10 protein-coding genes and 2 pseudogenes are annotated in these 15,434 nt (G+C 46.3%); 10 read left to right on the top strand and 2 right to left on the bottom strand.

Going from position 1 to position 15,434, the window contains the following annotated elements; all coding sequences use genetic code 11:
* Positions 1-34 precede the first annotated feature (34 nt).
* Both SU60_RS07345 and SU60_RS07340 read right to left on the bottom strand, forming a co-directional pair.
* Entirely contained in the window at positions 35-3,466 is a 3,432-nt protein-coding gene (locus SU60_RS07345) for a hybrid sensor histidine kinase/response regulator (protein ID WP_041154950.1), read from the bottom strand.
* 111 nt (positions 3,467-3,577) lie between these two features.
* On the bottom strand, positions 3,578-4,768 hold the full coding sequence (locus SU60_RS07340; RefSeq protein ID WP_041154949.1) for a 3-phenylpropionate MFS transporter: 1,191 nt from the start codon (positions 4,766-4,768) through the stop codon (positions 3,578-3,580).
* A 258-nt stretch (positions 4,769-5,026) separates the two neighbouring features.
* On the opposite strand from SU60_RS07340, the gene SU60_RS07335 reads away from it, so the two are divergent.
* The 10 genes and pseudogenes from SU60_RS07335 (at position 5,027) to fis (ending at position 14,794) form a co-directional block, all read left to right on the top strand.
* The gene (locus SU60_RS07335) at positions 5,027-6,853 is read left to right on the top strand and encodes a DUF294 nucleotidyltransferase-like domain-containing protein (protein WP_041154948.1); all 1,827 of its coding nucleotides are present in this window, start codon (positions 5,027-5,029) and stop codon (positions 6,851-6,853) included.
* A 33-nt stretch (positions 6,854-6,886) separates the two neighbouring features.
* Positions 6,887-7,516, top strand: a complete 630-nt coding sequence (locus SU60_RS07330) for a 3'-5' exonuclease (protein WP_041154947.1) — start codon at positions 6,887-6,889, stop codon at positions 7,514-7,516.
* A gap of 256 nt (positions 7,517-7,772) precedes the next feature.
* Positions 7,773-9,721, top strand: a pseudogene (gene acs / locus SU60_RS07325) (acetate--CoA ligase).
* A 304-nt stretch (positions 9,722-10,025) separates the two neighbouring features.
* Entirely contained in the window at positions 10,026-10,475 is a 450-nt protein-coding gene (gene aroQ, locus SU60_RS07320; protein WP_041154946.1) for a type II 3-dehydroquinate dehydratase, read from the top strand.
* A 60-nt stretch (positions 10,476-10,535) separates the two neighbouring features.
* Positions 10,536-10,994 carry an acetyl-CoA carboxylase biotin carboxyl carrier protein gene (gene accB / locus SU60_RS07315; RefSeq protein WP_041154945.1) on the top strand — a complete coding sequence of 153 codons (459 nt, stop codon included), beginning with the start codon at positions 10,536-10,538 and terminating at the stop codon, positions 10,992-10,994.
* 14 nt (positions 10,995-11,008) lie between these two features.
* A pseudogene (locus tag SU60_RS07310) lies at positions 11,009-11,913 on the top strand (ATP-binding protein); the annotation flags it as partial.
* On the top strand, positions 11,911-12,351 hold the full coding sequence (locus SU60_RS22890; RefSeq protein ID WP_425337374.1) for an acetyl-CoA carboxylase biotin carboxylase subunit family protein: 441 nt from the start codon (positions 11,911-11,913) through the stop codon (positions 12,349-12,351). The pseudogene SU60_RS07310 and the gene SU60_RS22890, both read left to right, overlap by 3 nt.
* A 128-nt stretch (positions 12,352-12,479) precedes the next feature.
* A complete protein-coding gene (prmA, locus tag SU60_RS07305; RefSeq protein WP_041154944.1) occupies positions 12,480-13,367 on the top strand; it encodes a 50S ribosomal protein L11 methyltransferase in 888 nt (295 codons plus the stop codon).
* A 138-nt stretch (positions 13,368-13,505) separates the two neighbouring features.
* A complete protein-coding gene (gene dusB, locus SU60_RS07300) occupies positions 13,506-14,474 on the top strand; it encodes a tRNA dihydrouridine synthase DusB (protein WP_041155025.1) in 969 nt (322 codons plus the stop codon).
* 23 nt (positions 14,475-14,497) lie between these two features.
* Complete coding sequence (gene fis / locus SU60_RS07295) at positions 14,498-14,794, top strand: DNA-binding transcriptional regulator Fis (RefSeq protein ID WP_000462885.1); 297 nt, start codon at positions 14,498-14,500, stop codon at positions 14,792-14,794.
* Positions 14,795-15,434 lie beyond the last annotated feature (640 nt).

Raw genomic sequence — 15,434 nt, 5'->3', positions numbered from 1 at the left:
CGGAGGTCTCTTTTGACTCACTAGTAACTGACCGCTACGCAACTCGATTTAACACTGAACGTAACTTCAATGGTTTGACTGGCTTAGCAATAAAGCTAAAGCCGTTTGCTTTAATACCATCCAACATGTCGTTGGTACGGTCTGCACTGATGATCACCCCTTCAAAAGTGTTCCCTAAGCGCAGTCGACACTGCTGCAATACTTCCAAACCAGTGCGTCCATTATCGAGCCGATAATCAGAAAAAATAACATCAGGTACCCAACCATCTTCTAGGGCATGCAGACTTTCCATTAAATCGATGGCCACTCGTGTGTCACACCCCCAGCGAGAGAGTAAATTCTCCATCCCGACCAAGATATCAGGCTCATTATCAACACACAAAATTCTCAAATGGCTTAACTCTGATTGAGTTGGGCTCACAGCCTGAACTGGCCGCGGCTGGACATTCTCGGCTTTATCCAGCGTGATCGAGAACACACTGCCTCGACCCAGCCAAGAACGCATAGAAATCTCATGCTCCAGAACTTGTGCAATCCCTTTGGAAATCGCCAGTCCCAGACCTAAGCCTTGATCCGAGCGTACTTGTGTGCCACGGTTAAACTCTTCAAAGATCTCCTGCTGCTTATCTTCAGCAATGCCCATGCCGTTATCCCACACATCAATGCGCACCTGTCCTTTCACCCGACGCACACCCAATGCGACTTTGCCCTTCGGGCTGTAACGAAACGCATTGGTGAGAAAGTTTTGCACCACACGACGCAACAGTTTTGGATCCGATTTCACCATAAGCGAAGATGGGATCATGGTGAACTCGATCCCCTGCTGTTTGGCTAACGCGCTGAACTCTGCATTCAGGTTCGCCAACACGTCATTCACCGCAAAACTTTGCACATGTACTTCCAGCTTGCCCGATTCCAAACGGGAAATATCCAGCAAGTCGCCAATCAAATCTTCTGCTGCTCCGAGTGCACTTTCAATGTGTGAGGAGAGCTTTCTCGTTTCACTATCTTTGGCGACTTCAGAAAGAGAAGAGGCAAATAGTCTTGCCGCATTAAGGGGCTGCATTAAGTCATGGCTGACGGCAGCAAGGAAGCGAGATTTGGATTTCGACTCTAGGTCAGAACGCTGCGTCGCGGCGACCAGTTGTTTATTCAGTTGTTCAAGCTCTCGAGTACGCACTCGTACACGCTCTTCCAACGTCTCATTCGCTTCTTTCAGTGCTTGTTCTGCATCGCGGAAAACCGTGATGTCCGTAAAACTCATCACAAAACCACCACCAGGCATTGGGTTACCTTGGACTTCTATGACTCTACCATCAGGGCGTACGCGGGAGGAGGTATGTCGGGTACCTTGCTCTAGGTGATACACACGGCGGCGAACATGGTCTTCCGGATCGCCTGGACCGCATAAACCGCACTCCGCATTGTGCCTGATAACCTCTGCGATGGGCCTTCCTACTTGAATCAGTCCCGGGGGGAACTCAAACAACTCCAGATAACGCTGGTTCCATGCCACCAGCCGCAGCTGTTTGTCCACTACAGCAATACCCTGGCCGATGTGTTCTATCGCCCCCTGCAATAATCCACGGCTGAAATCGTACAGCTCAGAGGCCTCATCCACGATGGTCGCCACCTCTTCTAACTGCATGTTTCTGCCCTGCAAGGCAGAAGTAAGTACTAACTTAGCAGAAGAGGCACCAAACACCCCAGCCAATACTCGTTCGGTATGGCGAATCAATGTTGAAGGGGCTTGCTGGTTGGGCATCAACTCCTCGCGCTGCTGAGACCAATATGCTTGAAAGGCCACTTTGACTCGAGGTCGACCAACAAAGCGTGACGCGAGCATTTCCAACTCAGCAACAGTCACACGGCTTTGGTATAGGCTGATATTTTCACTTTCTGGTAACGGCGTGCCAACGAAAGCGGCAGATTGTAAGCGCTCACTTAGACTTGGTCTCGTCACCAAAGAAACGACAACAAAACAGAGCATATTTACCAACACGCTAAGAATCATGCCCCAGTCTGATATAGAAACATCTAAGTTAGCGATCACTTCAGGGGGGGTGATCATCCAAATCAGTAAGTTATTACTCGCATTACCAGCCAGCAAATCCGTTTGTGTCATCAATGTGATCAACCACAGGGCAAAGCCGACGGCAAGACCAACATACACACCTTTCTTATTCGCTTGACGCCAATACATGCCTCCAATCAAAGCTGGTGCAAATTGCGTGATCGCGGCAAACGAGAGAAAACCGATCGCAGAGAGTGAGTGAATCGAGCCCAAAGCTTGATAAAAGCCCCATGCACCAATCAATAAAATTAGAATCAGCGCACGACGAATCAACACCAACAGTTCAGAAAAATGCTGATGACTACGCTGCGCTAAACGCATACGCCGTAAAATCAGCGGCATCACCAAATCATTCGACACCATAATCGCCAAAGCGATCGTAGAGACGATCACCATACCGCTCGCAGCAGAGGTTCCACCAAGGAAAGCCAGTAAAGCCACCTCACTCGCCCCTACCGACATGGGTAAACTGATCACATAAGTGTCGGGTGAAGTGCCACTCAATAAGCCTTGCCCTACCCACGCAATCGGCAAAACAAAAACGCCCATAAGAACCAAATAAAGTGGGAACAACCAGCGTGCAACATGCAAGTCTTGCGCGCGTTCGTTTTCGACCACCATGGTATGAAATTGACGTGGCAAGCAGACGATAGCCAACATGGTTAATACGGTGTGAATGAGGATGGTGGGAATATTCGGCGCTTGATAAGTCTCCACGGCAATGTCGACCAAACTAAAGCCTTCTGAATTCAGCGCTAGCCAAACAATAAACACCCCTACGACTAAAAACGCGAACAGTTTGACGATCGATTCAAACGCAATCGCCATCATCATTCCACGGTGATGCTCCGTGTTGTCAATGTGCCGTGTACCGAACAACATGGTAAAAATGGCTAACGCACCGACGACAAACCACGAAACACTGTGATTCTGATAACCGAAGTCCGTCGCTAACGTTGGTGATATCACCTCCAGCCCCATGGTGATACCACGCAATTGCAAAGCGATATAGGGAAGAATACCGACCACTGCGATCAGCGTAACCACCACGGCCAAACCCTGTGACTTGCCATATCGAGCACCAATAAAGTCGGCAATCGACGTAATATGTTCACGCTTGGCGATTAAGATGAGACGGGCAAGTAAGCGCCAACCAATCGTAAATACAAGAATCGGTGCGATATAGATAGGTAAGAAAGACCAAGGGTTACTACTCGCCTGACCAACCGTGCCGTAGAAGGTCCACGAAGTACAATACACCGCAATGGATAGGCTGTAGATCCACGGTCGCCAACGCGCAAGCCAGCGTTTCTGAATGTCGCCGTACCAAGCGATAATAAATAAAGTCCCCAAGTACGCTAGAGAAACGGGAACCACCAACCATCCTTGCATCCGATATCCTTTCTTACAGAAATAAAAAACCTCTCCATAAGGGAGAGGTTTCATTTAACACTGCTTTTACAATGGAGACAAAGGTTAGTTCTTAACCGTTGTCACAGAAGTTTAATTCTGTGTTTCAAGTGCATTATCAGACAAGTCAACAGCATGGGTAGCTGGCTGTTGTGGTTCCAATTTAATAAATAGGGCGATCAATCCCATTGCCGCCATGGCCCAGAAAACCGCAGCTCCCCAGTGTTCATATCCCCAGCCACTTAGCACCGTCATCAACGCGATAAATGCGCCTAGAGGGATCGCATTGTACAACGCTTGCAATGCCACCATTTTATTCTCTTCGGAGTTTTGAATGTATTGAATCGCGGCAATGTGCGCGGCAGCAAACGTCACCCCATGCAATAACTGCACAATGACTAAAGCAACAATCGAGGTAGTTCCAGCCGTTATCCCCCAGCGCATCATCACACCACAAGCCGCAACAACAAACATGGTACGTAAAGACCATCCGGCAAACAGTCGCTTGCTCATCGCGAATACAGCAACTTCAGCAGCAACCCCTAAGCTCCACAGATAACCGATCACGTCTTCCGAATGGCCTGCCGTCTTCCAGTGAATAGCACTAAAACCGTAGTAGGCCGCATGACTGCCTTGAATCAGTGAAGCTAACACTAAAAATTTGATAACTGGCTTATCGGTTAACAACGTTGATAGTTTTGGTCGTTCTGCATGCTGGCTTCCAAGCGTGACAGGCATTGGGTTAGTATTTCGCATCGCAAACAATAACGAGACCGATATACCTACAATGGCGGTATACAAGATCATATCTGACCCAAACTCAGCCACTAAGTATCCCACCACCGTCGAGCCACCGATGAACGCCAGCGACCCCCATAAACGCGTTCGACCGTAGTCCAGCATTTTAAGGCGGGCGTAGTAATTCGCCATTGCGTCGGACAAGGGCACCACGGGACCACAACACAAATTAAACAGTACTGTTGCTAACGCCATTAACCAAAAATTGCCGCCCGTGAAAAAGTGGAAGCCAACAAAAATAAGGGCAGCAAAGCTTAGCCAACGTAAAGTGGGCATGAGACGTTCAACCCGATGAATTCGGGGCGTAATAACTAAATTCGCGACACAACGCGTCGCCAACCCCAAACCAACCAGTAAACCGATGTCAGTTGGAGAGACACCTTGCTCTTTAAACCACAAAGACCAAAATGGCAGATAAACACCATAAGCAAAAAAGAACCCGAGAAAATACTGGGAAATCCAGCCATACGGAGAAGGTTTCAACATTATTATTATCCTAGTTTAAACACCAACGTTCTATACTCAAGTAACGTGCAGGTGCTTGAGTATACCCGTGGATTATTGATCGCAAAGCGTGGGAGAAAAAGGGAAGAATAAGCAACTTACCGTTTCCTCGATAGAGCGCAAATTCTCACCAAATAACATATTGAGAAAAGAAAGAGGTGCGTTAGACCAAAGTCGTCTGGCTTACGGGAAGAAATTTGTCAGACTTAGAGTGTATTCTTCCCAACGTTAGGTGCACACATGCCTGATAAATTTAATATGCAGTCTCCCCCATTCGATCGTCTAACCCATCAACAACAGACTCGACTGCGTTCGTCTCTCGATGTGGCCTATTATCGTGCCAGAGATGTCATTTTATCTAGCGGGCAAACCAATCCTCATTTGCACATCCTGATAAAAGGCGCGGTAGAAGAACGTTCCAAAGACCAAACCGAGGTTTTCGCGCACTACGCTAACGACGATATGTTTGATGTCCGCTCTCAATTTGAAGACAATGTTCGTCACCAATATGTCGCGCTCGAAGACACCCTGTCGTACTTGCTGCCCAAAGACGTGTTTATAGAGCTTTATAACGAGAACGGACAGTTTGCCGCTTACTTTGATAACAACTTATCAAAACGCCAAGCACTGATAGAAGCCGCCCAGCAACAGCAAAACCTAGCCGAGTTTATTCTTACCAAAGTCGATCGCAGTATTTATCACCCTCCGATGATCCTTGCACCGGAAACGCCGATTAATCAGGTCACTCAAACCCTTAAAGAAAACAGTATTGATGCCGCTTTAGTGACAATCCCTCCAAACGACCCAAGGCTAGAACAATGGCCGTCAGCACACCCGTATGCCATTGTTACGCGTACCAACATGCTCCACTCGGTGATGTTAGACGGTTGTGCAGTCACCACACCTGTCGGCGAAATCGCAACCTTCCCGGTTTATCATGTCGATGATGGTGATTTTCTGTTTAATGCCATGATCACCATGACACGTAACCGCATGAAGCGTCTCATGGTATGCGATGGCAACCAAGCTGTCGGCATGTTGGATATGACGCAGATTCTCAGTGCCTTTTCTACGCACTCTCACGTTCTCACACTGAGTATTGCCCGAGCCAGCAGCGTAGAAGAGTTAGTCCTCGCTTCAAATCGACAACGCCAATTGGTAGAAAGCTTATTAAAAAATGGCATACGGACGCGCTTTATTATGGAACTGATTTCCGCAGTCAACGAACAAATCATTGAAAAGGCCTTTGAGTTAATCGTCCCCCCAGCGCTGCACAAACACTGCTGCTTAATTGTGTTAGGTTCCGAAGGACGTGGCGAACAAATTCTTAAGACCGACCAGGACAATGCGCTGATTTTGGAAAATGGACTGGAATGGCCCCAATGCAGTCAGATCATGCAAGCCTTTACTCACACGTTACAGCAATTGGGTTATCCACTCTGCCCGGGTAAAGTCATGGTCAACAACCCGAAATGGGTGAAAACACAGCACAATTGGATAACCACCTTAGATCGCTGGATTGAGAAAGCTCAGCCTGAACAGATCATGGACTTAGCCATATTCAGTGATGCTCACGCTGTTGCTGGCAACCGAGAGTTATTGACCCTCATTACCGAACATCTCAGAGACTCGATGAAGGACCGCATGCTGGTATTGTCCGATTTTACTCGGCCTGCTCTTCAGTTCTCTGTCCCCTTAACGCTGTTTGGTAACGTAAAAAGTGCCAAGGATGGGTTAGACATCAAACGAGGAGGCATTTTCCCGATTGTTCATGGTATTCGCACTCTGTCATTAGAGTATGCCATTGAGGAAAAGAACACCTTCGAGCGTATCGAGGCCTTGAGAAACAAACACATTTTAGAGCCAGAAACCGCGGATAACTTAAGCGAAGCGCTCAAACAATTTTTTAAAATTCGTCTCAGTCAACAACTCGGTAAGCAAGAAGCGCTCAACAACATTGACATCAAACAGCTGGATAGAACAGAACGTGACCTACTGCGCCACAGTTTGCATGTTGTGAAGAAGTTTAAACAGTTCCTTGGCTTCCACTATCAAATTCGTGATTAGGCCTGTTGTTCTGCATATATAAGGGATACGAATATGAACTGGCTGCAACGCAGATATTGGCATTACAGGCTGAAAGGCTCTCCCCATCAGTCACTATTTGGTGCGCCTAACAAAACGGAGTTCGTTTCTCTTGACTGTGAAACCACCAGCTTAGATCCCAATCGAGCCGAGTTGGTTACTATCGCAGCGACGAAAATTATCGATAACCGCATTATCACCAGTCAACCATTCGAAGTTCGTTTACGTGCGCCTCAGTCTCTCGATTCTGGCTCGGTGAAAATCCATCGAATTCGCCACCAAGATTTAGCCGATGGCATCAGTGAAAAAGAAGCCCTATTAAAATTATTAGACTTCATTGGAAACCGCCCGTTAGTGGGATATCACATTCGCTATGATAAAAAAATATTAGATTTGGCCTGTCAGCGACAATTGGGCTTTCCACTCCCGAACTCGCTGATTGAAGTCAGCCAGATCTATCATGATAAGCTGGAAAGGCACTTACCCAATGCCTATTTCGACTTAAGCTTGGATGCAATTTGTAAACACCTAGAGCTCCCCATTCAGGATAAGCACGACGCGTTGCAAGATGCCATTTCTGCGGCATTGGTTTTTGTCCGTCTTACCAAAGGTGACTTACCCAATATCACCGCACCTTATCGCTAACAAGTATTGATATAGCTCTCATAATATCGCTTGTTTGAGAGATTTTCCTGCGTACTCGTCACTCTCATCCTAAAGTCTAATTGTAGAAATACGCGCCGTGACTAACAGTTATACGCACAGCGTCGCTATTAAGACGATGACCAAATTTGAAAGTAATAAACAGCCCTACAAATATAAAGAATCAACATATTGCGTAGCCCAACATGTTACGTAGTTTGATGTAAGGCCGAGAATGAAAGGCACAAGGAGAGAAGCCATGAGCGAAGCCCACGTTTATCCGGTAAAAGAAAACATTAAAACTCATACACACGCGGATAATGATACCTACTTAGCCATGTATCAGCAGTCGGTGAACGATCCAGAAGGCTTTTGGAGCGAACATGGCAAAATTGTTGATTGGATTAAACCTTTCACCAAAGTTAAGAGCACGTCTTTCGACACAGGCCATGTCGACATTCGCTGGTTTGAAGACGGCACACTCAATGTCTCTGCCAACTGTATTGACCGCCATCTAGCAGAGCACGGGGACGATGTCGCCATCATATGGGAAGGCGATGACCCAACAGATGATAAAACACTAACCTTCAATGAATTGCACAAAGAAGTGTGTAAATTCTCCAACGCGCTTAAAGAACAAGGGGTGCGTAAAGGTGATGTGGTATGTCTATACATGCCAATGGTCCCGGAAGCGGCTATCGCAATGCTCGCATGTACGCGCATTGGTGCGGTTCATACCGTCGTGTTTGGTGGCTTCTCACCTGAGGCGCTATCTGGCCGAATTATCGATTCAGATGCAAAAGTGGTCATCACTGCCGATGAAGGGGTTCGTGGTGGGCGTGCAGTACCATTGAAAAAGAACGTTGACGAGGCCCTGACTAACCCTGATGTAAAAACCATCAGCAAAGTGATCGTTCTGAAGCGTACCGGTGGTGATGTAGAATGGCATGATCATCGTGATGTTTGGTGGCATGAAGCAACATCAAAAGTATCTGATGTTTGCCCGCCAGAAGCGATGAACGCAGAAGATCCGCTCTTCATTCTCTACACGTCAGGCTCAACCGGTAAACCTAAAGGCGTATTACATACAACAGGTGGCTACTTGGTTTATGCGGCCATGACGTTCAAATACGTTTTTGACTACCAACCAGGTGAAACCTTCTGGTGTACAGCAGATGTAGGCTGGATTACCGGTCACACATACCTTGTCTATGGTCCACTGGCGAATGGTGCGAAAACCATCTTGTTCGAAGGGGTGCCAAACTATCCAAATACAAGCCGCATGAGTGAAGTTGTTGACAAGCATCAGGTGAATATTCTCTACACGGCACCAACTGCAATTCGCGCACTGATGGCGAAAGGGGATGAAGCAGTAGACGGCACGACTCGTGACAGTCTGCGTATCATGGGTTCTGTCGGTGAGCCAATCAACCTGAAGCATGGGAGTGGTACTACAAAACTATCGGTAATGAAAAATCACCAATTGTTGATACTTGGTGGCAAACGGAAACAGGTGGCATCCTAATCACACCATTGCCAGGAGCCACTGATCTTAAACCGGGCTCTGCGACTCGCCCATTCTTCGGTGTACAACCAGCACTGGTTGATAACATGGGGAATGTGATTGAAGGTGCGAGCGAAGGCAACTTAGTGATTCTCGATTCATGGCCTGGTCAAATGCGTACGGTCTACGGTGACCATGAACGCTTTGAACAAACCTACTTCTCCACATTCAAAGGCATGTACTTTACAGGTGATGGTGCTCGACGTGATGAAGATGGTTACTATTGGATTACAGGTCGTGTGGATGATGTACTGAACGTCTCAGGCCACCGAATGGGTACAGCGGAGATCGAATCCGCACTTGTTGCACACCATAAAATTGCTGAGGCCGCGATCGTGGGTATTCCACATGACATTAAAGGTCAGGCGATCTACGCTTACATCACGCTGAATGATGGTGAATTTCCATCAGCAGAGTTACACAAGGAAGTAAAAGATTGGGTTAGGAAGGAAATCGGTCCAATCGCAACACCAGATGTGCTGCATTGGACAGACTCATTACCGAAGACACGTTCAGGCAAAATTATGCGTCGTATCTTGCGCAAGATTGCCACCGGAGATACCAGTAATCTAGGCGATACTTCCACCCTGGCAGATCCAAGCGTAGTGGACAAGCTTATCGCGGAGAAGGCTGAACTCGTATAAGTTGCAACTTCGTTTCAAGCTCTTCATTTCAAAACCGCCAATCTACATGGCGGTTTTTTAATTTTTGCGACAAAATACCCTCAAAAGGTGAATGGCAATTATGTTATTTTTGTTAACCCGGTTACAGAAATCAGGTAGCACATTAGGAGATTAGACCAGTAAATTGCTGCTAATTGCTATGAATTAGCTATAATCTTGGTCGATTTCTTAAAATTTGCTCGGTTTTAACAAAAAAATCGTGCTGAATTATCGTATATATAGGAACATAAGCGTTCCACTCACGATAAGGGAAGATAGCCACACAATGTCAGCAAAATCACGAATTCTTGTTCTAAATGGACCAAATATCAACCTGTTAGGTCTCCGAGAACCAACACATTACGGTACAAGTACTTTAGCACAAATCGTTGATACCTTAACTGAACAAGCTCATCAGGCAGGTATAGAGCTCGATCATCTACAATCAAATCGTGAATACGAACTGATTGAAGCCATTCATGCCTCCTATGATAACGTTGATTTCATCATCATTAATCCAGCAGCTTTCACTCATACGAGTGTTGCACTGAGAGATGCATTACTTGGCGTGGCTATACCATTTATCGAAGTACACCTTTCAAACGTGCATGCACGTGAGCCGTTTCGCCATCATTCTTATCTGTCTGATAAAGCAGAAGGCGTAATTTGCGGCTTAGGCGCGCAAGGTTATGAATTCGCTTTGTCTGCAGCGATAGCTAAGCTGCAATCAAAGTAACCCTGACACTCTGCAACCTGAAAAGGTTGTCTTAATCACAAGATAAAAGAGAAAGTAAACATGGATATTCGTAAAATAAAGAAGCTAATTGAGTTAGTTGAAGAGTCTGGCATCGCTGAGCTAGAGATTTCTGAAGGTGAAGAATCTGTGCGCATCAGCCGTCATGGTGCACCAGCGCCAGCGCCTATGCATTACGCAGCTGCGCCAGTAGCAGCGCCTGCAGCAGCACCGGCACCTGTAGCAGAAGCACCAACTACAACGGAGGCACCAGCAGCAGCTCCAGCTGGTCACCAAGTTCTTTCTCCAATGGTCGGTACTTTCTACCGCTCTCCAAGTCCTGACGCCGGTGCATTTATAGAAGTTGGTCAGCAAGTTAGCGAAGGCGATACACTGTGTATCGTTGAAGCAATGAAAATGATGAACCAAATTGAAGCGGACAAATCTGGCGTTGTAAAAGCAATTCTTGCTGAAGACGGACAACCAGTTGAATTCGACCAACCTCTTGTTGTAATCGAATAAGCGGGGCTTGCCTTATGCTAGATAAAGTAGTCATCGCGAACCGAGGTGAAATTGCACTTCGTATACTTCGCGCTTGTAAAGAGTTAGGTATTAAGACCGTTGCTGTTCACTCAACAGCTGACCGTGATCTTAAGCACGTGCTACTCGCAGACGAAACCGTATGTATCGGTCCTGCTCGTGGTATCGACAGCTACCTAAATATTCCACGTATTATCTCTGCGGCAGAAGTCACAGGGGCAGTGGCAATCCACCCAGGTTACGGCTTCTTGTCTGAAAACGCAGATTTTGCAGAACAAGTTGAGCGCAGTGGCTTCATTTTTGTTGGACCAAAAGCAGAAACTATCCGCTTGATGGGTGACAAAGTGTCAGCGATAAACGCAATGAAGAAAGCGGGCGTTCCTTGTGTACCAGGTTCTGACGGCCCACTAGACAATGATGAAGAGAAAAACAAAGCGTTTGCTAAACGCATTGGTTACCCAGTCATCATCAAAGCGTCAGGCGGTGGCGGCGGTCGTGGTATGCGTGTTGTACGTTCTGAAAAAGAGCTAGTACAAGCTATTGCTATGACACGTGCAGAAGCAAAAGCAGCGTTTAACAACGATATGGTTTACATGGAAAAATTCCTAGAAAACCCTCGTCACGTTGAAGTGCAGGTCATTGCTGACGGCCAAGGTGGTGCTATCCACCTTGCGAGCGTGACTGTTCGATGCAGCGTCGCCATCAGAAAGTTGTGGAAGAAGCGCCGGCACCAGGCATTACCGAAGAAATGCGTAAGTACATCGGTGAGCGTTGTACTCGTGCATGTATCGAAATCGGTTACCGTGGCGCAGGTACGTTCGAATTCCTATACGAAAACGGTGAGTTCTACTTCATCGAAATGAACACTCGTATTCAGGTAGAGCACCCAGTAACAGAAATGGTAACGGGTATCGACCTAATCAAAGAGCAGTTACGTGTTGCTGCAGGCCAGCCTCTGTCATTCACTCAGGATGACATTAAGATCCGCGGCCATGCAATTGAGTGTCGTATCAACGCAGAAGATCCAGAACGCTTCCTACCATCACCAGGTAAGATTGAACGCTTCCACTCTCCGGGTGGCATGGGCGTACGTTGGGAATCGCACATCTACACGGGTTACTCAGTACCTCCTCATTACGATTCAATGATTGGTAAGCTGATCACTTACGGTGAGAACCGTGATGTAGCGATTGCGCGAATGAAAAACGCACTTAGTGAGATGATCATCGAAGGCATTAAAACTAACGTGCCACTACAAGTGGCAATCATGAATGATGAGAACTTCCAGCACGGCGGTGCCAACATTCATTACCTAGAGAAGAAACTAGGCCTACAATAAGCCTTGTTAAACTTCTGACAAATGCCCACAGATGTGGGCATTTTTGTTTTGTATAGTATCTATACTCAAACAAATCGCAGAGTTCTGGTAAACTCTGCGCCACTTAATCTACTGTAAGAGCCAAACCAATGCCTTGGATTCAAATCAAACTCAACGCGACGAATGAAAACGCTGAGCAAATCGGTGACATGCTAATGGAAGAAACGGGTGCCCTATCAGTAACGTTTCTAGACGCACAGGATACACCTGTATTCGAACCATTACCTGGCGAGACCCGCTTATGGGGTGATACTGACATCCTGGCACTCTATGATGCAGAAGCGGATACAAGCTTTATCATCAGCCACATTCAAGCGAGCAACATGCTTACAAAAGATTTTGCTTATAAGGTAGAGCAACTGGAAGACAAAGACTGGGAACGCGAATGGATGGAAAACTTCCACCCAATGAAGTTTGGCCAGCGTTTGTGGATTTGCCCAAGTTGGCGTGAAGTTCCAGAACCAGAAGCGGTGAACGTCATGCTAGATCCCGGCCTTGCGTTTGGTACAGGCACCCATCCAACCACCGCTCTTTGTCTTGAGTGGTTAGAAGGTCTTGACCTCTCCGGTAAAACCGTTATCGACTTTGGTTGTGGTTCAGGAATTCTAGCCATCGCAGCAATTAAGCTCGGTGCTGAAAAGGTGATTGGGATCGATATTGATCCGCAAGCTTTACAAGCCTCTCGTGATAACGCGGAACGAAATGGTGTCGCTGATCAATTACACGTCTATCTCCCTCAAAATCAGCCACAAGGCCTTAGCGCAGATGTCGTTGTCGCAAACATCCTTGCAGGTCCATTGCGCGAATTGGCCACTGTCATCAAGAGCCTGGTCAAACCCAACGGTCATCTTGCCATGTCTGGTGTTTTAGATACCCAAGCAGAAGACGTCGCGAATTACTATCGTGATCAGTTGCACATCGATCCTATCGTTGAGCAAAACGAATGGTGCCGCATATCTGGCCGCAAGCAAGGCTAAATAAGGTTTTTTATACTAATTGTTTGAAAATTATACAATTTACAAAAACATTTTGTAAATGCTCAAATATTAGTCTTTTCACGCAGTGAAAAAATGCGTAAAATGCGCGCCCTTGCTAGTACAGAACTGTGTGACGTTTTGAAAATCGGAAACTACCAACTTAAGAACAATCTAATCGTAGCCCCAATGGCTGGTGTAACGGATAGACCGTTCCGTGAGTTGTGTCTTCGTTATGGTGCTGGAATGGCTGTCAGCGAAATGATGTCCGCTAATCCAAAACTATGGAAAACGTCAAAGTCGAAACAACGTATGGTACATGAAGGCGAATCGGGCGTTCGCTCAGTACAAATTGCAGGTTCCGATCCACAGCTTATGGCGGATGCAGCTCAATTCAGTGTTGAAAACGGTGCGCAAATCATCGATATCAACATGGGTTGCCCGGCAAAGAAAGTGAATAAAAAGCTAGCGGGCTCTGCACTGCTTCAATACCCAAATCTTATCGAAGAGATATTAAAAGCGGTAGTGAACTCAGTGAACGTTCCTGTAACGTTAAAGACCCGCACTGGCTGGGATACAGCAAACAAGAACTGTGTCCAAATCGCTAAATTAGCCGAAGACTGCGGCGTACAAGCTCTTGCTCTGCATGGCAGAACAAAGGCATGTATGTACAAAGGTGAGGCCGAATACGACAGCATTAAAGCGGCAAAAGAGGCCATATCAATTCCGGTTATCGCGAACGGTGATATCGATAGTCCGGAGAAGGCCAAGTTTGTACTGGAGTATACCGGTGCGGACGCTTTAATGATTGGACGTCCTGCCCAAGGCCGTCCTTGGATTTTCCAAGAAATCCATCACTATTTGGAAAACGGCACCACAATGGATGAGCTTCCTCCAGAGGAGGTGAAAACCATTATGCTTGGTCATGTAAATGCTCTACATGAATTTTATGGAGAGTACTTAGGTCCACGTATCGTGCGAAAGCACGTAGGTTGGTACCTCAAAGAACATGAGCAAGCAAGTGAGTTTCGCCGTACCTTCAACGCTATCGATGTAGCAACGCTGCAAATCGAAGCGCTAGAAGGTTATTTTGATAACGTTGCATCATAATTAAGAGAAGAGCTAGACCGAATATGTTCGAACAAAATCTGACTTCAGAAGCATTAACAGTAACTACAGTAACGTCACAAGACCAGATTACTCAGAAGCCTTTACGTGACTCTGTTAAAGCATCTCTTAAAAACTACCTTGCTCAACTAAATGGCCAGGAAGTAACAGAACTATACGAATTAGTTCTAGCTGAAGTAGAACAGCCACTACTAGATACAATCATGCAGTACACTCGCGGCAATCAAACACGTGCAGCGACTATGATGGGTATCAACCGCGGTACTCTTCGCAAGAAACTAAAAAAATACGGCATGAACTAAGACCGGATTTTTAAAGTATTAGAATTAGCCGTTACTTATTTATGTAAGTAGCGGCTTTTCTTTATCGGCTGTCTCATATTGAAAGTGTTCACATGTTGAGGACGAGAGTGACAAATCACTTATAAGTAGTGATAGCCACCTTATTAACGATGAAACCCACCTAAAAAGACTATCAAGCGACTTTGTATAACAAGAGATACATACCCTAAAGTTATTCGTTTATCGAGCCATGTGAGCCTTACATCCTCTATAAATTCAGGTCTGTTACCTACCTTCAACTATCCCAAGACATTTCCCTTTGTCACTGTAATTGCCGCCGGATAAAGTTTATTAAAATTTGGTGCAAATAAAGCGTCATATATCCTTATGTATCATCTTCCATAAATGGTAAAGAGGGGGGCTTCAAAGAAAGATAATAAATAACCATGTCGTATTGAGTGCTATAGATCTCAATGGAGGACATATAGCGATCTCGCGCAAGAGTTATAGAAAAATAACTCATTGATTCGATTTGTGTTCAAGTGGAGTGGCACACGAGCAAGAAGCATTAAACTGTAGGGGACAACACGTAAAAGTGCCCTATCGCTCGTATAAGTGTTGGAGTGGCTGGGGTTGCACACAACCGGGACTCATTCGCCCG

Origin of the sequence: Vibrio mytili, assembly GCF_000830505.1 — a bacterium.
Taxonomy (GTDB): Bacteria; Pseudomonadota; Gammaproteobacteria; order Enterobacterales; family Vibrionaceae; genus Vibrio; species Vibrio mytili.
The sequence above is the reverse complement of the archived record's forward strand: the minus strand, read 5'-3'. Positions and strand labels throughout refer to the sequence as shown.

What these genes read in the sequence shown, in the direction of transcription:
- SU60_RS07345 (WP_041154950.1), bottom strand. Translation starts at nt 3,466, where the DNA reads ATGCAAGGATGGTTGGTGGTTCCCGTTTCTCTAGCGTACTTGGGGACT.
- SU60_RS07340 (WP_041154949.1), bottom strand. Translation starts at nt 4,768, where the DNA reads ATGTTGAAACCTTCTCCGTATGGCTGGATTTCCCAGTATTTTCTCGGG.
- SU60_RS07335 (WP_041154948.1), top strand. Translation starts at nt 5,027, where the DNA reads ATGCCTGATAAATTTAATATGCAGTCTCCCCCATTCGATCGTCTAACC.
- SU60_RS07330 (WP_041154947.1), top strand. Translation starts at nt 6,887, where the DNA reads ATGAACTGGCTGCAACGCAGATATTGGCATTACAGGCTGAAAGGCTCT.
- aroQ (WP_041154946.1), top strand. Translation starts at nt 10,026, where the DNA reads ATGTCAGCAAAATCACGAATTCTTGTTCTAAATGGACCAAATATCAAC.
- accB (WP_041154945.1), top strand. Translation starts at nt 10,536, where the DNA reads ATGGATATTCGTAAAATAAAGAAGCTAATTGAGTTAGTTGAAGAGTCT.
- SU60_RS22890 (WP_425337374.1), top strand. Translation starts at nt 11,911, where the DNA reads ATGGTAACGGGTATCGACCTAATCAAAGAGCAGTTACGTGTTGCTGCA.
- prmA (WP_041154944.1), top strand. Translation starts at nt 12,480, where the DNA reads ATGCCTTGGATTCAAATCAAACTCAACGCGACGAATGAAAACGCTGAG.
- fis (WP_000462885.1), top strand. Translation starts at nt 14,498, where the DNA reads ATGTTCGAACAAAATCTGACTTCAGAAGCATTAACAGTAACTACAGTA.